At 71.8% G+C, this 18,858-nt stretch carries 18 protein-coding genes; all 18 read left to right on the top strand.

Annotation, left to right across the window (positions count from 1 at the left end; all coding sequences use genetic code 11):
- The first annotated feature begins 1 nt into the window (after nt 1).
- Nucleotides 2-2,059: a hypothetical protein gene (locus tag CACI_RS45845; RefSeq protein WP_015792677.1), complete on the top strand. Its 2,058-nt coding sequence runs from the start codon at nt 2-4 to the stop codon at nt 2,057-2,059.
- The gene (locus CACI_RS20175) at nt 2,056-2,259 is read left to right on the top strand and encodes a hypothetical protein (RefSeq protein WP_015792676.1); all 204 of its coding nucleotides are present in this window, start codon (nt 2,056-2,058) and stop codon (nt 2,257-2,259) included. The genes CACI_RS45845 and CACI_RS20175 overlap by 4 nt, the downstream gene beginning before the upstream one ends.
- Entirely contained in the window at nt 2,252-3,217 is a 966-nt protein-coding gene (locus CACI_RS20170; RefSeq protein ID WP_015792675.1) for a PrgI family protein, read from the top strand. The genes CACI_RS20175 and CACI_RS20170 overlap by 8 nt, the downstream gene beginning before the upstream one ends.
- Nucleotides 3,214-5,109 carry a VirB4 family type IV secretion system protein gene (locus CACI_RS20165; protein ID WP_015792674.1) on the top strand — a complete coding sequence of 632 codons (1,896 nt, stop codon included), beginning with the start codon at nt 3,214-3,216 and terminating at the stop codon, nt 5,107-5,109. The genes CACI_RS20170 and CACI_RS20165 overlap by 4 nt, the downstream gene beginning before the upstream one ends.
- On the top strand, nt 5,106-7,736 hold the full coding sequence (locus CACI_RS20160) for a type IV secretory system conjugative DNA transfer family protein (protein WP_015792673.1): 2,631 nt from the start codon (nt 5,106-5,108) through the stop codon (nt 7,734-7,736). Before CACI_RS20165 ends, CACI_RS20160 begins: the two co-directional genes overlap by 4 nt.
- Nucleotides 7,737-7,808: 72 nt before the next feature.
- Nucleotides 7,809-8,840: a replication-relaxation family protein gene (locus tag CACI_RS20155; RefSeq protein ID WP_015792672.1), complete on the top strand. Its 1,032-nt coding sequence runs from the start codon at nt 7,809-7,811 to the stop codon at nt 8,838-8,840.
- Nucleotides 8,833-9,759, top strand: a complete 927-nt coding sequence (locus CACI_RS20150) for a C40 family peptidase (RefSeq protein WP_015792671.1) — start codon at nt 8,833-8,835, stop codon at nt 9,757-9,759. Before CACI_RS20155 ends, CACI_RS20150 begins: the two co-directional genes overlap by 8 nt.
- A 1,223-nt stretch (nt 9,760-10,982) precedes the next feature.
- Nucleotides 10,983-11,408 carry a hypothetical protein gene (locus CACI_RS20145; protein WP_015792670.1) on the top strand — a complete coding sequence of 142 codons (426 nt, stop codon included), beginning with the start codon at nt 10,983-10,985 and terminating at the stop codon, nt 11,406-11,408.
- A 129-nt stretch (nt 11,409-11,537) separates the two neighbouring features.
- The gene (locus CACI_RS20140) at nt 11,538-12,842 is read left to right on the top strand and encodes an AAA family ATPase (RefSeq protein ID WP_015792669.1); all 1,305 of its coding nucleotides are present in this window, start codon (nt 11,538-11,540) and stop codon (nt 12,840-12,842) included.
- A 38-nt stretch (nt 12,843-12,880) separates the two neighbouring features.
- Nucleotides 12,881-14,716: a VWA domain-containing protein gene (locus CACI_RS20135; protein WP_015792668.1), complete on the top strand. Its 1,836-nt coding sequence runs from the start codon at nt 12,881-12,883 to the stop codon at nt 14,714-14,716.
- A 51-nt stretch (nt 14,717-14,767) separates the two neighbouring features.
- Nucleotides 14,768-15,310: a hypothetical protein gene (locus tag CACI_RS20130; protein ID WP_015792667.1), complete on the top strand. Its 543-nt coding sequence runs from the start codon at nt 14,768-14,770 to the stop codon at nt 15,308-15,310.
- A gap of 70 nt (nt 15,311-15,380) precedes the next feature.
- The gene (locus CACI_RS52565; protein ID WP_083795789.1) at nt 15,381-15,944 is read left to right on the top strand and encodes a DUF317 domain-containing protein; all 564 of its coding nucleotides are present in this window, start codon (nt 15,381-15,383) and stop codon (nt 15,942-15,944) included.
- A gap of 2 nt (nt 15,945-15,946) precedes the next feature.
- Nucleotides 15,947-16,519 (top strand): hypothetical protein, encoded by a 573-nt coding sequence (locus CACI_RS20120; RefSeq protein ID WP_015792665.1) that lies wholly within the window; start codon nt 15,947-15,949, stop codon nt 16,517-16,519.
- A 32-nt stretch (nt 16,520-16,551) separates the two neighbouring features.
- Nucleotides 16,552-16,824 (top strand): hypothetical protein, encoded by a 273-nt coding sequence (locus CACI_RS20115; RefSeq protein ID WP_015792664.1) that lies wholly within the window; start codon nt 16,552-16,554, stop codon nt 16,822-16,824.
- Between the two features lie 251 nt (nt 16,825-17,075).
- Nucleotides 17,076-17,522, top strand: coding sequence for a hypothetical protein (locus tag CACI_RS51315; protein ID WP_015792663.1), 447 nt, complete (start codon nt 17,076-17,078; stop codon nt 17,520-17,522).
- A gap of 34 nt (nt 17,523-17,556) precedes the next feature.
- Nucleotides 17,557-18,099 (top strand): hypothetical protein, encoded by a 543-nt coding sequence (locus CACI_RS20105; protein WP_015792662.1) that lies wholly within the window; start codon nt 17,557-17,559, stop codon nt 18,097-18,099.
- A 3-nt stretch (nt 18,100-18,102) separates the two neighbouring features.
- On the top strand, nt 18,103-18,246 hold the full coding sequence (locus tag CACI_RS51310) for a hypothetical protein (protein ID WP_015792661.1): 144 nt from the start codon (nt 18,103-18,105) through the stop codon (nt 18,244-18,246).
- Between the two features lie 224 nt (nt 18,247-18,470).
- On the top strand, nt 18,471-18,854 hold the full coding sequence (locus tag CACI_RS20100; RefSeq protein WP_015792660.1) for a hypothetical protein: 384 nt from the start codon (nt 18,471-18,473) through the stop codon (nt 18,852-18,854).
- Nucleotides 18,855-18,858: the final 4 nt, after the last annotated feature.

Raw genomic sequence — 18,858 nt, 5'->3', positions numbered from 1 at the left:
GATGACCACCGAGCCGAAGTCCGTTCCCCCGCGCGCCGGGGGCGTGGGCGGCCGGGCTTCGGCCCGGCCCGCCGCCCGCGCGTTCGCCGCGCTCCTCGCCGCGATCGCGGCACTGATGATCGCGATCCCGGCGGCCTCTGCCGCGACCGCGCAGAAGGCGGCGGCACCGGTCGCCGCCGCCCCGATCCGCGCCGATCCGGCACCACAGCCGAGCCCGTCTCCGTCGGGTCCCGGCATCGTGCTGGGGCCAGGCGCGCCCACCCCGACCGACACCGTCCCGGCTCCCGGCGCATCCGGCGGAACCAGCTCGAGCGGAGGCAACAGCGACCCGAGTTTCTGGGACATCCCCGGCCAGATCGAGAAGGCGATCAACGACTGGTTCGCCTCTCTGGTGACCGACGCCCTCAACCCGGTGCTGAACCTGCTGGGCTCCACCGTGCTGAGCACCCCGGACGTCACCACGATGCCGCGGGTGGGCCAGATCTGGACCACGATGGCGCTGCTGGCGAACGGGTTCTACGTCCTGTTCGTCCTGGCCGGCGGGGTCATCGTGATGACCCACGAGACGCTGCAGACCCGGTACGCGATGAAGGACATCGCCCCGCGCCTGTTCGCCGGATTCCTGGTCGGCAACGCCAGCCTCGCGGTCCTCGGCCTGATCATCCATCTCGCCGACTCCCTCGCGGCCGGGATCATGGGCCAGGGCCTGGATCCCAAGGCGGCCGGAACCGCCCTGGCCCACATGATCACCGGGTCGATCCTGAACTCAGGCGGGATCTTCCTGGCGATCCTCGGCCTGGTCGCCGCCGTCATGGCCGTGGTGCTGCTCGTGACCTACATGGTGCGGGTCGCGCTGATGGTGCTTCTCGCGGTGGCCGCGCCGGTCGCGCTGGCCTGCCACGCGCTGCCGCAGACCGACGGGATGGCCCGGCTGTGGTGGCGGGCGGTGATCGGCACCCTGGCGATCCAGCTGGGCCAGTCGCTCACGCTCGTCACCGCGCTGCGGATCTTCCTTGACCCCGGCGGGCAGACCGCGCTGGGGTTCCCGACCGGCGGCGGCCTGACCGACCTGCTCGTGTTCATCACCCTGTTCTTCATCCTGATCAAGATTCCGTTCTGGGTCGGCCGCAGCATCTTCGGCCGCTCCCAGCTGCTGGCGATGGCGAAAGGCATCGCGACCTACAAGCTCATGGGCGCGGCCGGTCTTCGAGGCCGGCGCCAGCGCTCCGGCGGACGGCCGTCCGCCGGTCGCGGTCCGGGCCCGACGGGTCCCGGCGGGCGAGGCGGAGGCGGCAGGGGTCCGGGCGGGCCGCTGGTGCCCGCAGGTCCGCGTCCCCGGCCGGGCGGCCGGGCGACGGTCACCGTCACCCGCGTCCAGCCGAACTCCCCACGCGTCATCGCCGGAGAGGTCGTCGGCACCCGCGCACTCCCGGCGGTGGCCGCCTCGCCCGGCCCGGTCGCAGCGCTGCCGATGGGCACGCAGGACCGCCTTGCCAAGCGGCAGGCCGAGACCGCGAGCAAGCCCAAGCCGCGCGTGGTGCAGCCGGGGCTGTTCCCTCCGGTGGCCAGGACACCTCGCCCGGGTCCGCCCTCGACCCTGACGGAGTTCGTCCCGCCCCCGCCGCCGCGATCCGCGCAGCGCCAGCCCGCGCTGTTCGACCGCAGCGGCCAGATCACCCCGGCCGCATCTCCGGCCGCGCCGACCCCGCCCCCGAGCAAGCCCTCGACGACATCGCCAGCCCGACGGCCCAGGCCCTCGTCCGGCCCGTCGACCGGGGCGACGGCCGCTGCTGCCGCAGCCGCCGCCGCAGCGAGCAGCTCGCGCCGCACCGCACCGACACGCAAGGCAGCCCCGGCCCGGACGCCGGCCGCAGCCTCCGCGAGCGGAGCGGCTGCCACGAGCAGCGCGCGGCCCAGACCAGCGGCCAAGACCCCCGCCGCCGCGACCCCAGCGCGCCCGGCTCCGGTCAAGGCCCCGACCACGATGGCCGCGCCGAAGAACGCCTCCGGCCGAGGCGCCGCCGCACGCAAACCCACGACACCAGGAGGTTCCCGTTGACCAACCACCGCCCTGCCTCCAGCGCGCACGGCGCCTACCGGGGCCGGCACCGCAAGCCGCGCCCTTCCCTGCAGAAGCTGATCTACGACCGGCTCATCGTCTCGGCTCCGACCCGGATCGATCCGGCACGGGAGATCACGCTGCGGGCGCGCCGGTCGGCCGCCCGGCAGCGGCGCGCGGCAGGTGGCCGCGATGCGTGAGGAAGAACAGGCACGCTACGCCACCCGTATCCCGGCCGACGTGGACCGCCCGGACGTGATCGTGGCCAGGCTCACCGCTCGCCAGGTGGTGGTCCTGGCCGCCACGGGGCTTCTGGTGTGGGCCGGATTCATGACCGCGCACGCCGCCCTGCCGAAGGTCCCCTCGGCCTACCTGATCGCTCCGGCTGCGCCGATCGCCGCGATCGCGATCGGGCTGGCCTTGGGCAAGCGCGACGGGCTGACGGCCGACCGCTTCGTCTTGGCTGCGCTGCGCCACGGCCGGGCGAAGAAGCACCTGGTGCCCAGCGGCGAGGAGCAGACTCCGGCGCTGCCGGAGTTCCTGCCCAAGGCGGTCCGCGCGAAGGCCGGACCGGCGCCCGCAGCGATGACGATGCCCGCACGCGGGATCGACGAGACCGGCGTGTTCGACCTCGGTGCCGAGGGCTTCTCGGCGCTGGCCGCCTGCGGCACGGTCAACTTCGCGCTGCGCACCGCCGGCGAGCAGGACGCCCTCGTGGCCGCGTTCGGCCGCTGGCTCAACGGCCTCACAGCGCCGGTCCAGCTGCTGGTGCGCACGCACCGCCTGGACCTGTCCGGCGCGGTGGACCAGCTGCGCGCCGCAGCTCCCAGCCTGCCGCACCCGGCGCTCGAGCAGGCTGCCGCCGAGCACGCCGACTACCTCGAGGCCCTGGCCGGCCGCCGCGATGTCCTGCACCGCCAGGTGCTGCTGGCCGCGCGCGAGCCGCGCACCGGACGCGGCCGGAAGACAAGCGCTGCCAGCCCCGACGCCTCGGCGCCGATGCGGCTGCACCGCCGCGTGGACGAGGCCGCCCGCGCCCTGTCCGGCGCGCAGATCCCGGTGCGCGCCTTCGAATCCGAGCGCCTGCGCCACCTGCTGACCGACGCCACCGGCGCGGGCCAGGAGGCCGAACCCCTGGAAGGAGAGACCGAGCGATGACGCTCACCAGCCGCGCTCGAATACGGCGCGAGAAGGAAGGCGCAAGCGCGCCGGTCCGTGCCCTGGACGCGATGCCAGCGCCGGAGTCGGTGCAGGTCGCCCCGCGCTATCTGCGCATCGGGGAGATGTACGCCGCCAGCTTCGCGGTCACCGGCTTCCCCTCCGAGGTCGGCCCCGGCTGGCTCGAGCCGCTGCTGACCTACCCGGGACGGCTGGACGTCTCGCTGCACATCGAGCCGATCGAGACCCAGGTCGCCGCCGAGCGGCTCCGTCGCCAGCGGGCGCGCTTTGAGTCCGGCCGACGATCGGACTTCGAGAAGGGACGCCTGGCCGACCCCTACGCCGAAGCCGCCGCCGAGGACGCCACCGAACTCGCGTATCGACTCGCCCGCGGCGAAGGTCGCCTGTTCCGTGTCGGTCTGTACCTCACCGTGTATGCCGGGTCCGAGAAGGCTCTCGCGGAGCAGACGTCCGCGGTCAAGTCGCTTGCCTCGGGGCTGCTGCTGCAGATGCAGCCGACCTCGTTCCGGGCGCTGGCTGGGTGGACCAGCTGCCTGCCGCTGGGCGTGGACGCGATCAAGCTGCGCCGCACCTTCGACACCGCCAGCCTCGCCTCCGCGTTCCCGTTCACCAGCCCCGACCTGTCGCCGATCGACCCGACTGACACCGCCGCCCCGGACGGCATCCTCTACGGCGTAAACGCCGCCTCGAGCGGGCTGGTCATCTACGACCGGTGGGCGCAGGACAACTACAACTCGATCGTGCTGGCCCGCTCCGGGGCCGGGAAGTCGTTCTTCTCCAAGCTGGAGATCCTGCGCAGCCTCTACGGCGGGGTCCAGGTCCTGATCGTCGACCCGGAGAACGAGTACGAGCGCCTGGCCGCACTCGTCGGCGGCGCGTACCTCGACCTCGGCGCAGACGGGGTGCGGTTGAACCCGTTCGACCTTCCGGAGAACGCCGAGAAGTCGGCGGGCAAGTCCAACGCCCTGGTCCGCCGCGCGCTGTTCCTGCACACCTTCATCACCGTCCTCGTCGGGGAGCCGCTCACCCCGGCCGAGCGCGCCGCGCTGGACCGGGCGGTCCTGGCCGCATACGCCGCCGTCGGCATCACCGCCGACCCGCGCACCTGGAAGCGGCAGGCGCCGATCCTGTCGGATCTGGCCGAGGCGCTGCACGCGAACTCAGACCCGGCAGCGGTCTCGCTCGCGGCGAAGCTGGAGCCGTTCACCACCGGCTCGTGGGCCGGGCTGTTCGACGGCCCGACGACCACGGCTCCGTCGGGGCATCTTCAGGTGTTCTGCCTGCGGCACCTGCCCGAGGAGCTGAAGTCGGTCGGGACGCTGCTGGTCCTGGACACGGTGTGGCGGCAGGTCACCTCGCGCGAGCGCCGCCGGCGCTTGGTCGTGGTCGACGAGGCGTGGCTGCTGATGCGCGAGCCGGAGGGCGCGAAGTTTCTGCTGCGCATGGCCAAGGCCGCGCGCAAGTGGTGGGCCGGTCTCGCCGTGATCACGCAGGACACCGCCGATGTGCTGTCCACGGATCTGGGCCGGGCGGTCGTCGCCAACGCCAGCACGCAGATCCTGCTCCGTCAGGCGCCGCAGGCGCTAGACGCGGTCGCCGACGCCTTCCACCTGTCCGCAGGCGAGCGGGATTTCCTGGCCGCCGCCCCGGTCGGAACCGGACTCCTGGCTGCCGGCGAGCAGCGGGTCGCCTTCGCCGCTGTCGCCTCCGAAACCGAGTACGCGGTCGCGACGACCAATCCGGCCGACCTCGTCGGTGAGGACGAGCCGGACGGCTACTTCGACCCCGACAGCGAAGACCCCGACGCCGAGGAATCAGACCTCGCATTCACCACTGCCGACCTCGACGACCCTGACGGGATGCTCCTTTGATCCTGCACCACACCGCCGCACCTACGCCGAGCCCGTCCGTCCCAAGCCCGCACGCCGCCTCCGGCCTGATCGCGCGGCTGATCACCCACCCTGGGGCCGAGTTCGCACACCTGGGCCGTACCGCCGGGCGCTTCGCGCTTTCCTATGGCCCGCTTTGGGGGCCGCTGACCCTGTCCGTCATCGCCACAGCCCTGTTCGCCCGTGCCCGGCACCGCCGCGCCGTCCACGAGAGGTTCACCGAGAACGCCCGGCTGATCACGGTGATGGCCCCGCCGAAGGTCGACGCCGACGGCGCGCACGCCTTGTGGTCGCACCTGCTCGGGCTGCTGCGCCCAGCGCGCCGGCGGCTGCTATCCGGGCAGCCGCACCTGGCCTTCGAATACGGCTGGACCCGCGCCGGTCTGCGGATCTCGATCTGGGTCCCGGGCGTGGTGCCGCCCGGGATGGTCGACCGCGCCATCGCCTCGGCCTGGCCGGGCGCGGCCACCGACACCCAGCCCGCAAGTAGCGCGGCGCTGCTTCCCGCCTCGGCTGCGGCGACCGGCGGCCGTCTTCGCCCGGCGCGCACCGAGCTGCTGCCGATCGAGACGAACCACGACTCCGACCCGCTGCGCCCGCTGCTGGGCGCGTGCGCGGGGCTGTCCGGCGATGAGCACACCGCCGTTCAGATCCTGGCCCGCCCGGTCACCGGGCGCCGGACCCGCCGCGCGCGACGTCAGCTGACCGCGATGCGCACTGGACGCTCGGCCAGCCCGCTGTCCAGGATCCTGGACTCCGTCACCCCTGGCGCGAACAGCACCGCCTCCCGCCTCCCGGCGCGGATCCCGGGCGTCCCGGCGGACCCGACCAAGACCGCCGAGCTGCGCGCCGCCTCAGCCAAGCTCGCTGGCGGGCTGTGGGACGTGCGCGTGCTGTACGCCGCCTCGTCCACCGCGAGCGGCGAGACCGCAAAGAGTCCGCGGCTGCGCGGGCGGGCCCACGCGATCGCGAGCGCGTTCTCCATGTTCGCCGGGCAGAACTGGTTCGCCCGCAAGAAGCTGTCAGGTTCCGTCAAGTGCCTCAACAGCAGACGGTTCGCAGGGCGAGGCAGCCTGCTGGGCGTCGCCGAGCTGGCGGCGATCGCGCACCTTCCGACCGACCCGGCTGCCCCCGGCGTCGAGCGCGCCGGAGCCCGCACCGCCGTCCCGCCGCCGGGCATCCTCACGCCCACCGGGCCGGACGCAGACGCCTCGGTGCCGCCGGTCAAACCGCTGGGCGTCTCCGAATCGGCCAACCCCAGGCCGGTCGGGCTCGCGGTGGCCGACTCCCGCCAGCACGTCCACATCCTCGGAGCCACCGGCTCCGGCAAGTCGACCCTGATGACCCACATGATCCTCGACGACGTGGCCGCCGGGCGCGGTGTCGTGGTCATTGACCCCAAGGGCGACCTCGTCAACGACATTCTGGCCCGCCTGCCCGAATCGGCGGTCGGCCGCACCGTCGTCTTCGATCCCGACGACGCCTCCGCGCCACCGAGTCTCAACGTTCTGCAGCTGGAGCGGCCCGACGAGGTCGACATGATCGTCGACAACCTGTGCGGGCTGTTCGGCCGGATCTTCTCCAGCTTCTGGGGCCCGCGCACCGACGACAACCTGCGCAGCGCATGCCTGACGCTTCTACACGCGCCGGAGGCGGCGACCGGCGGCGTCTCCCTCGCGGACATTCCCAGGCTGCTCGGCGAGGACGCCTACCGCCGGCGTATGACCGCCGGACTGAAAGACCCGGTGCTTCGCGGCTTCTGGTCCCAGTACGAGCAGCTGTCCGACGCCCAGCGGGCGAACCACGTCGGGCCGCTGATGAACAAGCTGCGTGCGTTCCTGCTCCGCTCGTTCGTCCGCGACTCGATCGCCGACGGCCCCAGCTCTTTCGACATGGAGAAGGTCCTGGACGGCGGGGTCCTGCTGGTGCGCCTGCCCAAGGGCGTCATCGGTGAGGAGACCGCCAAGCTGCTTGGCAGCTTCGTCGTGGCGAAGGTGTGGCAGGCCGCGTCCCGCCGGGCGAAGCTGCCGCAGCACCTGCGCCGCGATTGCAGCCTCTACCTGGACGAGTTCCAGAATTTCCTCAACCTCCCGTATCCGATGGAGGACATGCTCGCCGAGGCCCGCGGCTACCGGCTCTCGCTCACCCTGGCCCACCAGAACCTCGCCCAGCTCCCGAACGACCTGCGCGAAGGCATCTCCGCCAACGCTAGAACGAAGCTGTTCTTCAACTCGAGCCCCGAAGACTCCCGGCTGCTGGAGCGGCACACCACCCCGATCCTGCTTCAGCACGACCTGTCCCATCTCGGCGCGTTCCAGGCCGCGGCACGGCTGGTCACCGGCTCCCAGCAGCGGCCCGCCTTCACGCTGCGGACCCAGCCGCTGCCGGCCCCGATCGCCGGACGGGACAACCTGATCCGCGCCTCGGCCCGCAACGCCTTCGGCCACGCTCCCGGCAGCACCCGCCGCCCCGGTATCGCCACCGGTCCCAAGAAGCGCGGCGGCAGGCCCGCCGGAGCCGCGCGCTCCGGCCCGAAACCGGACCGTCAGGGCCCAGACACCAGCGCCGCAGCCGAAGACCCCGACGCGGGCCGTCCGCGCGCCGCATAACTCTCGCCCGGCTTCCGGGGCCGCCGTCCTCCCGGTCCCTGCATCGAATCGCACCTCTTATAGGAGATGTCCTTGACCCCTGCCGTCCCGAATCCCTCCCCGCCCGCGCACCCGGACTACCTGCCCGCTGCCGTCATTCGCGACCCGGCCCCGGCCGCCCGCCGCGCCGCCCTGGCCGAACTCGCCGCCCGGCTCACCGCGCGGGACCGGTGGCTGCTGCACGCCCTGCGCGAGCACCAGGTACTGACCGGGCCGCAGATCGCCAGGATCGCCTTCGACGGGCCGCGCATCGCCAACCGGCGCCTGGCGATCCTGGCCAACGAGCTGCGCGTCATCGAGCGGTTCCGTCCGCTGCGCGCGATCGGCTCCGCGCCGGAGCACTACGTCCTCGGAGCCCACGGCGCCCAGGTGCTCGCCGCCGAGGCCGGCGTCACCATCAAGCAGCTCGGCTACCACCGCTCCCGCAGCCTCGGGGTCGCCTACTCACCGCGGCTGGCCCACACCGTCGGCGTGAACGAGGTCTACTCCCACCTGGCCGCTGCCTCCCGCATCGGCCCGGACGCCGACGGCGAACTGGTCTCCTGGTGGTCGGAGCTGACCTGCTTCCACCTGTACGGAGACCTGGCCCGGCCCGACGCCTTCGGCCGCTGGAAGGCCCCGGCTCCGCGAGGGAAGCTGCGCACCGCGGAGTTCTTCCTCGAGTACGACACCGGCAGCGAGAACCTCGAGCGGGTCGTCGGCAAGCTCGACGGCTACGCCCGCCTCGCGGCGGTCACCGGTATCGACACCCCGGTGCTGTTCTGGCTGCAGTCCCCGAACCGCGAGCGCGCCCTGCACCGCATGCTCGCCCTGGACCCGCCGACCGTCCCGGTGGCCACCGCCACCCCCGCCGCCACCGAAGACACCACCCCGGCAGGCCCGGTGTGGGAACTGGCCGCCCGCACCGCCCGACGGCTGCACTTGATCGAACTCGCCGCCTACGCCAGCGCCGCCGGGCACGCGACCGCCGACCGCGACGCCGACGCCGCCCGCACCGGAAGGCTGTTCAACCCGCCGAACCCGCTGCCCCCGGACGCGACGGGCAAGGAGCACAGCCGTGGCTAAGCTCGCCGGCGCCGCCGGCGCGGCGCTGCTGCTGGTCCTCATCCTGATAGCCGGAGCCGCCGCCGGTGTCGCCTCGGCGTTCGGCCTCGGCTCGGACTCCCCGCCCTCGGCCACCGCCGGGGCCGACATCCCCGCGCAGTACCTGGTGCTGGACATGCAGGCCGCCGCGACCTGCCCGGGGCTGTCCTGGACGGTGCTGGCCGGCATCGGCAAGGCCGAGTCCGACTTCGGCCGCGCCAAAGACCAGGTGTCCAGCGCCGGCGCGGTCGGGCCGATGCAGTTCCTGCCCGCGACCTTCGACGAGTACGCCCAGCCCGTCCCGCCCGGCGGCGCCGACCCACCGACACCCTGGGACCCCATCGACGCCGTATACGCCGCAGCGAGAATGCTGTGCGCCAACGGCGCGCAGAACGGCACCGACATCCACGGCGCGATCTACGCCTACAACCACTCCGACGACTACGTGAAAGACGTCCTCGGCTACGCCGCCCAATACTCCACGACGATCGGGGACGCCGGAGCCCCCGTTGCCGCCTCGGACTCGGCGGTCGTGCAGAAAGTCCTCGCCTACGCGATGGCCCAACTCGGAGTCCCGTACGAATGGGGCGGCAACGGGCCCGCACATGGCCAGGGATTCGACTGCTCCGGACTCGTCCAACAAGCCTACGCCGCCGCCGGAATATCACTCCCGCGTGTCGCCACCGACCAATACCAAACCGGGAAAATACTCCCTCCCGGAACCCCGCTGGAACCCGGCGACCTGGTATTCTTCGGGAACCCGCAATTCGCGCACCACGTTGGAATATACGTGGGAAATGGTAAGATGATCAATGCGCCGAATACCGGATCTGCGGTGCGGATCGAGGATTACCAGTGGCCCGATTTCTTCGCCGCGACCCGGCCGACAGCCAGGTCCTGACCGCCCCGGTTGCGCAGTGCGCATCCGGGCGGGGCGACGGCCTCCGCGGGCCTCCCCAGCCTGTCGCCGGCCTGCGACCTCGCCTAGAGCGAGGCTACGGCAGTCGGGGCGGCAGGCGCCAGGGCCCTGCGGTATTCGCCGCCGGACGCCACGGCAGACGCCACCGATCGAGGACTGGTCAGAGCGCCGCACTGGGGGCTCCGGGAAGGCGGGACGAGACCGAGTGAATCAGACTCCTGACCGATTCCCCAGTCCAGTTGGTGATCCATTCAGTGATCCAATCAGTGATCCGTTCGGTGATCCTGCTGTGAATGGATCACCCAAATCCGCCTTCGATGCAGGTCAGATCCTATTAACGCACGTGCGAGACGACCAGACTGATCGGTAGAAGTAACTAATCCCGATCTCTGTACGGCGGCCCGGCGCCCTCTCATCCCCGCGTCCTCGCCTCACTCTCATCTCCTCGCCCAGCGGCCTGCTCACCCTCCTCGTCCCACTTGTAAACCCCTTCTCTAAAACCCCTCTTCAACCCCTTCAAGCCCCAACCTTTGCCGACGCCTGCCTTGCCCGCAAAGCCGGCGCGGCCAGGTCCGCGCCTCGCCAGCCGCGAGGCCGCCTCGTCACCGACCGTGAGCGCGCTCGAAACCGGCGCAAGCCATGAAAGTGGCTGATCCGGTCATCGACGGCCAATCCGCGCACGGGCGGCGGGGCGGCGCGCCGCGCGGCGGTTCACCCCACGCGCGGCGCGCGAACCGGGCAACCGTAGGCGCGCGCCCCGAACGGCATGCGAAAAATAGGCGCGCGGGGCGCGAACGGCGCCGTTCGTAGGCCGAAACTGCGCACCTCGATACTTTCAGAGGGAACATCGCTAAAGAGTCTTGGAAAGCGTCGAGAAAATGCAAAACAACGACACTTATCAAGCCGCATTTCCGCTGGTCATAGGGCCGGAAGTCGAGCTATATTAGTGATGTGCCCGGGGGGAAGCCCGAAGCGGGAATAGCGAACCGGCACAAAAGAAAGACGGAAACACCGACTCGGCTCTTAGCGAATGCCGGGATAGGGTTAGATCATCAGCCCGGGAAGCCGGAAAGAAAGTTCCCCGGAACATCGCCGGGAAACCCCAGAAAGACTCTGACCTGGCGTAAGCCTTGTCAAAATCAGGCAAGAAATAGCAACGCACATCACCCGAACAATGCAATGCCATGAATGAAAGGATTAGCGCGATGGCGGAAACCGTGATTCCGGCGTGCGACGAATGCGGCGCGGAACCCGGACAGAAGTGCGGGCCCATGTGTACCGCGCCGTTCGGGCCGGGCGGACCCTACGAATACATGTCGCCGGACGACGAACACCCCGCCGTCACCGCCGCCATCACCGCCCTACACGCTCACGGCGTCAGCGCCCGGGTCGTCAGCCCCGACGGTCGCGGCTACCTCCTGGAAATCGTGCCCGGCACCGACGGGTCACACATCTGGATCGGCGCGCCCGAGTTCCTCCCTGATCTGCGGTGGCCCGAGGAATCGGCGACCGGATGGGTCGCCAATCACAACACCGACGACGACTTCATCGACGCCCCGTACTACGCCTGGGACAACCCCGACCCCGCGCCGATGGCCGCCGCCGTCGCGGCCTACATCGCCGCCCTGTAGACCTCCCTCGCCGGGCGAATCCGCCCCGCCGCGCGCATCGCGCCACCCAAACCCCTGATTCACCGTTCGCCGCCTTCCCCGGTGGGGGCGGAGCCTGCCCGAAAACGAGCCAGAAAGAACCGCGCCACCATGAGCACCCCGACCCTCGCCCCGCCCGGCATAGCCGACACCGCCCCCGACTTCGAGGAGCACCCCGCCGCGCCAGCCTCGGAGGAGGACTCCGCTCCGCCGGCCTCCGAGGAGGACTCCGCCGCCTCCGCGCCGGAAGCGGACCCGGACTCTGACTCGGAGACGGACCCCGAATCGCTGACCGCCTCGGGCCACACCCGCCCCGGCTACCTGAGAATGCAGGTCGCCCGAGTCCTGGCCGATACCCCGGGCGCGGAGATGTCGGTCGGCGACGTGGCCAGGATCCTGGGCAACTCCGGCGGCGCGATCGGCAACGCCTTGAACAAGCTGGTCGAACTCGAGCAGGCCGTACAGGTCGGGAAGGCACCCCGCCGCTGGCAGGCGAACGCCGAAACCGAAAAGGCCGCCGGAACCGCCACCATCGCCCGGGGGACGGGACCTGCGACCCCAGCCCCCGGCGGCACGACCGCACCTCCGCTGCCGAAGGCGGCCAAGGCCGCCCCGAGCAGGCCCGAACCGATCACCCGACCCAACGGCCAGCAGTACCACCCGCGCGCCCTCGGCAAGCACACCGACGTGACTGCCTTGCGCGCGCTGCGCGAGGCCGGGGTACCCGCCCTGCTCTACGGACCCCCGGGCACCGGAAAGACCTCCGTGATCGAGGCCGCCTTCGACGACCTGATCACCATCGCCGGGGACGGAGACACCACGGTCGGCGACTTCATCGGCGAGTACACCCAGGCCGAGGACGGCACCTACCAGTTCGTCTACGGGCCCCTGGTGATCGCGATGCAGGAAGGCCGCCCCCTGCTGATCGACGACGCCACCCTCATATCACCCAAGGTCCTCGCAGCCGCCTACCCCGCGATGGACGGCCGCAAGCAGATCATTGTCAAGGCGCACAAAGGCGAGACGATCACCGCTGCCCCCGGCTTCTACGTAATCGCTGGACACAACCCCGGTGTAGCAGGAGCCGTACTCACCGAGGCCCTGTCCTCCCGGTTCGGCGTACAGATCCAGGTCGGCTCCGACTACGACCTCGCCCTGTTCCTCAAAGTCGAACCCAAGGCCGTGCAGATCGCGAAGAACCTGGCCGAACGGCAGACCAAGGGCCTGGCCGGATGGGCACCGCAACTGCGCGAACTCAAAGCCTTCCAAGAGGTCTACACCCTGCTCGGCGCGGACATCGCCTACGCCAACCTCCTGGGCGTCGCCCCGGAAGAAGACCGCGCCCTGGTCGCCGACGTGATCGCCAGAGTCCTCGGCCGCAAAGTCACCGCCCTGGCCCTCGGCAAGCAGCTCTAACCGCCCCGCCTCCCGATCCCCGAACGGAACCACGCGCCATGTCCAGCCTCGCCGCCCACCTGCACCGCACCCCGACCACACCCGACGACTCCGACCTGGAAATGGCCGCCTGGGACACCGACGGCGGCGCGATGAGCACAGGGCCGCAGCACCCGACCGCGCCGGACCCGACCGATACTGAACTGGCCTGGCTGGCGGTGTCCGCCCAGCTGTCGGAGCAGGCCGCCGAGATCGCAGGACGCGACGACCTGGTCGTCAGCGTGCAGCCCAGGACCCGCTCCGGAGCCAAGGGCCTGTTCGCCACCCGCGAGGCGGCGATCGAGCTGGAAAGCGGCCTGTTCACCGGGATCGACCCCGCCACCATCGACGCCTCCGACCCCGCCGACCGCGAACGGTACGCCGCCGCCTGGGGTGTGTTCTGCCATGAGGCCGGAGGCCACGCCGCGCACAGCGTCTGGGACGTGCCGCACGGCGCGGAGCAGGCCGCGACCCAGGTAGCGATCATGCTGGAGGAGTCGCGCTGCGAGGCGGCCCTGGTCGCCCGCCGCCCCGGTGACGCGAAATGGCTGCGCGCCTCGGCCTCCACCCTGATCCTGCCCAACATCGACCCCGCCCCGGGCGAGGCGACGTCTTGGGCGGCGGCGGGTGCCGCCGGGCTGATCCTGGCCCGCGCCGACGCCGGGATCCTCGAACCCGAAGACGTCGCCACCCTCGAGGCCCACGTCGCCGAGATCCTCGGCGAGGAGGTGCTGGAAGACCTGCGCGCCATCTGGACCGCCGCCCGCGAGTGCGACGACGAAGACGCCGAAACGATGATCGACCTCGGGCGGGAATGGTGCGACCTGGTCGGAGTCGACTCCGACGCACCCGCCCCCGGGCTCGGCGAGCCCGGACCGGACGGAATACCCGGACCGCTGGCCGAGGCGGTCGGCGCGGTGATGGCGGCAGTGTCCGCCCGCATCGCCGCCGACGGCGAACTCGAAGCCGAGATCATCGCCCTCGCCTCGGCCGCCGCCGCCGAACGCGCCAGCGAGGCAGCCGCCAGCGCCAGCGCCGAGCGCGTCTCCGGCCGGATCTTCGGGCCCGCCTCCGGACCCGGAGGGCGCAGGCGCACCAGGACCCCGGTCTCCGGCACCCGCGCCCCGTACCCCGCCGAGGTAGCCGCCGCCGCCCAACTCGCCCGAGCCTTGAAAACCGCCGCCTACCGCGAGCGCACCGAGACCGTCACGCATTCAGCGACCCCGCCGGGACGCCTCAGCATGCGCGGCGCACTGGCCCACGACGCGCAGAAGGCGGCCGGGGCGATACCGACGGCGACCCCCTGGGTCCACACCAGCCGCCGCCACCAGCCCTCCCCGCCGCTGCGAGTCGGAATCGCGGTCGACATCTCCGGCTCGATGTACGACGCCGCCGCCCCCGTCGCCTCCGCCGCCTGGATCACCGCCCGCGCCATCGCCGTGACCAACCCCGACTGCAAGACCGCCACCGTCGCCTTCGGCAACGCCGTCACCCCGATCACCCGCCCTGGCACCAACCCGACCGCCGTCACCGAGTTCCGCGCCGAAGACATGGCCGAGAAGGTCTGCACCGCGATCGACGCCCTAGACGGCGGACTGGGCCTCACCCGCCCCGGAGCCGCCCGCCTGCTGGTCATCGTCTCCGACGGCCACTTCGTCTGGGAGGAACGCGCCGGAGCCCAGGCCCGCGTCGACCGCCTAATCGCCTCCGGCTGCGCGGTGCTCTGGATCGCCCTGGCCGACGGCTACGCCCCCGCGCCGCTGAACGGATGCCACGTGCTGAGCCTGGCCGACCCCGCCTCGGCCGGAGCCGAGATCGGCAAAGCCGCCGCCAAGGCCCTGTCCGCCACCCGCTGAACCCGCCACGGGGCGGGCTCCCGCCCGCCCCGACCTCGAACGGAGAACCCGATGACCGCCACTGACACCGCCACCGAGGCGACGACCGACCGCACCGAAGCCTTGACGAGCAGCCTGCTCGCCGCCGGCTGGAGCTACACCTGCGAGGTCCGCACCGAGCCGCAATGGCGAAGCCAGATCCACGAGCTGGCCAGCCCCGACGGACGCCTGCACCTCCACGCCTCCCGCTACCCCGACGGCGACATGATCGCCAGCCTGTCCGCCGACTCGGCGTCCACCACCGGGCCCGGACGACGACCCGGCTGGATGGCCGAACTGCACGAGGTCCCCCTGCCGGTCGCCCTGCGTCGAGGACACGCTGCCCGCGCACGGCTGGACACGACGCGAGGACATCACCGAGCAAGACCGCGTACTGGAGCGCGCCTGGGACAGCCCGGACCGCGCCCGCACCGTGTCCCACCCCTGCCCGGCAACAAGTTCGAACCCGGCTACTGGCTCGTAGGCCGCCCCGGGCCCGACGGAAAGCACGCCGAAACCCAGATCAGCCTGCACACGCCCGCCGCCGTCATCGCCGCCCTCGCCCTGACTGACTGAACACCCCGCACACCAGGAGCAACCTCCATGCCCACGTACGTCTTCGAGTTCCAGCTCAACGCCACCGCCCATGTCGAGGCTGCGTCCGAGGAGCAGGCCCGCCGCCGCCTCAACACCCTGCGACCGATCACGACCATCGATCACCGGATCGACACCGGCGAGGCAGCGATCCGGATCGCCACCATCCACCTGGTCGACGATGCGGAGGACGCCGACCTCGAGGAAATACTGCACGAGCCAAGCGTGGCCGAGCCGCTGTACCGGCCCTCGCGGCGATCACCGCCGCCTCCGGAAGCGGCTCCGCCCCCGGGCGGGAAGCGGCGAACACCAGACGGCATTCGCCCCGTTCAAGCAGCCCGGATGGACCTGCTACGAGGACGACTCCGGCGACAACTCCACCTGGGTCAGCCCCGACCGGGAGCTGTCGGTGGAGTTCGGCCCGGAGGCCGACGCCCCGCACATCGCGCCGCTGTGGCGGATTGCCTATCGCAACCCCGACCCCTACCGACGTACCGAGAACTCCTTCGCCGCCTACTTCGACGGCCACGTCCCCTCCGAGGCGATCGCCGCCTTCATCACCGCCCTGACCGCGCCCAGCACCCGCCCGACCGACACCGGAAACGAAGAGCACTGACCATGAGCACCGACACCGAGCAGACCCTCACCGCCTGGGCCGACGCCCTTACCGAGGCCGGATGGACGCCTCAACCGAACAGAGAAGTCCCCGCCCACCTCGCCGGCCTGCGACACCTCACCGACCCTGCCGGAGCGATCGAGGCCCGCGCCCACGCCTACCCCGAGGACGGGATCGAGGTGACGCTGCTGTCCACCGCCCGCCTTCCCGGCGGAGGCGCTGCCTGGCACGTGATCGCCGGATGGCTGAGCGCCGAGGTGGTGATCGCCGCCGCCCCCGCCGAAGGCGCCGAGGATGCCGCTGTCGGCCAGGCCGTAGGCGACCGGCTCACGGCAGCCGGATGGACCCTGCAGCGCTTCGAGGTGCTCGGCCCGAGCTTCGCCGAGTACCAGTGGGCCAGCCCCGACGACACGCGCTGGGCGACCTTCACCACGCCAGACCCCGACCCGGACGGGAACGGCGCCGACGGCGGCTGGATCCTGTCCCGCCCCGGCGACGGCGGCAGGCAGCACCGGATCACCGCCAGCGCCTCCACCCCCGCCGCCGCCATCACCGCCCTCGCCCTGTCCGACTGACCCGCCGCACCGACGAAAGCAGAGCACTGACCATGACGACCACCCCCGCCGACGAGGCCGCCATCGTCCGCGCCGCGTTGACCGAGGCCGGATGGACCCTGGCCGCCCAGAGAACTGAGGACGCCGGGATCCTCGGCACCGGATCGCGCACCGCCTTCACCGATCCCACAGGCGGCCTCAGTGTCGAGGTCAGCGCCTTCGATCACCGCATGAGCAGCCGCCTGTTCCCTATCCCGCTCGGCGACACCGACGGCCAGAAGGCTGACCGCCGCCGGATGGCGCCTGGCCCGCGAACTGCGCACTGAGGACGGCGAGAGCCTGCTGGAGCGCGCCTGGATCAGTCCCGACCGCACCCGCGAGGTCGAGTACCTGCCGCCGTGCCACCACGAAGACGCGACCTGGCTGATCCACCGACCGCGCCCCGGCCACCCCTCCAGCCGCCACCTCGAGGACGTCGACGCCACCTGCCGCACCCCGGCCGCCGCCATCGCCGCCGCCGCCCTCACCGCCTGACAGCACCCGCACCCACCGCACTGACGAAAGCCGAGCACCGACCATGACCAGCGCCCTGGCCGCCGCCAACAAAGACAGCCTGCTCGCTACGACCGTGGACTTCCTCACCGACCACCTCGGGCACCGGATCAGCACCTACAACCGCCACCGCGACAAGCGTTCCTACTGGACCCACGCTCGGATCGACCCGCGCACCGACACCGCCTATGAGCCCTACGAGCGGCCCTGGTGGCTGAAGGGCCCGGACACCGACGCCTACGGCCCGTCGCGCTCGATCCGCTACGTGTTCGCCGAGGCCGACGAGCTGACCTGCACCGAATGCCACGTCAGCCGCGAATGGCTGCACGCTCACGCCGCCGCCCTGGCCGAACTCAAGACCATCGCAGCGCGCTACCAGAGCGGGCCCAATCTGCGCGTCCCCGTGATGCTCGACACCTATCTGAGCGACGCGCGGCACATGGCCGCCCTGATCGCCACCCTCACCGACTAGCACCCGGCCGCGCGCCGAAAGGACACCTGCGACCATGACCGCCACGCCACGGCCCGGCCCAGCCACCGAAAGCTCCGGAGCCCGAACCGCGGACCTGCTCGACTTCCTGGACTTCGCCCGAGCCGCCGGCCTGCTGACCCAGTCCAGCGCCGCCGCCTACCGCCTGGGCGCCAGCCGCATCCTGTCGGCCCTGCCCGAGCACGCCACCGAGGACCTCTCAGTCCTCAACCCGGATCACGCGATCGCGGTCTTCGAGGCCGCCGAGAACAGCGAGTCCGTCTCGAGGGCCACCCGGCGGCAGTACGCCGGATCGTTCCGCAAAGCCCTGCATCTGTTCTGCAGCTACATGGCCGAGCCCGAACGCTGGCACGCCCGCGCCGAGCAGGGCGCTGCCCCCGGCTGGACCCCGGCCTGCGACGGCGGCTTGGACCTGGAGATCCCGCTGCCTCGCAAGCGCTCGATGCGCCTGCACCTCCCGGCCGACCTGACCGCCAACGACGCCCGCCTGATCCGCCGGAACGTCAGTAACTACCTGGCCGCGATCACCCCGGCCGCGCCCGGCGCGAACGAGGACTGAGCCATGGAAACCCTGCGCAGCACCGACCTCGCCCCGTACCAGGGCGCCTGGTTCCAGATCGACACCGTCCACACCGGCACCGACATCCCGCCCTGGTTCGGCTCCGGCTCACCTACGAGGGGCCGGGCCGAATCAGCGTCCTGCTGACCGCCGACGACGAGCACGCCTACGGACAACGCCACGAACTCGCCTCCTGGTATGCGCTGCTGACCGACGGCTGGACCGGCGCCGTCGCCCCGACGGTCGCCGCCCACGCCTGGGCCGCGCACACCCACCACTGGTGGGAGCCCAACAAGGGCGGCAACAAGGCCCTGCGCGCGGCGCTGGCCTACATCCTCACCCGCTGACCACTCGAGAAACGGGAACCCGCCATGACCAAGACCGCCACCCCCGCCGCACCGAGCAGCCGCGATGCCTTCACCTTCGACGCCGCCCGGACCGCCTGCCGCGACATCCTCGACGCCCTGGCCGAGGCCGGGTTCGAGCCCGGCATCGAGTACCTGGCCGGGGGCTGCGCCGCCATCAGCATCGTGCTGCGCGACGGCTCGGCCGTGCTGATCAGCGACATCGACGCCAGCCTGCCGCTGTCCGACGCCCCGCGAGCGCGCTGGTGGGCCCTGCACTACCCCGGTCGCTGGGACGGCTACCCGGGCGACGAGGAACCCGTCACCGTCTACGCCGCCGACGGCACGGCCGAGGGCGACGACACCGCCGCCATGCTCGCCGCCGTCACCGCCTACGCCCGCACCCGCTGACCGA

It is taken from the genome of Catenulispora acidiphila DSM 44928, assembly GCF_000024025.1.
In the GTDB taxonomy this organism is placed as follows: domain Bacteria; phylum Actinomycetota; class Actinomycetes; order Streptomycetales; family Catenulisporaceae; genus Catenulispora; species Catenulispora acidiphila.
The sequence above is the reverse complement of the archived record's forward strand: the minus strand, read 5'-3'. Positions and strand labels throughout refer to the sequence as shown.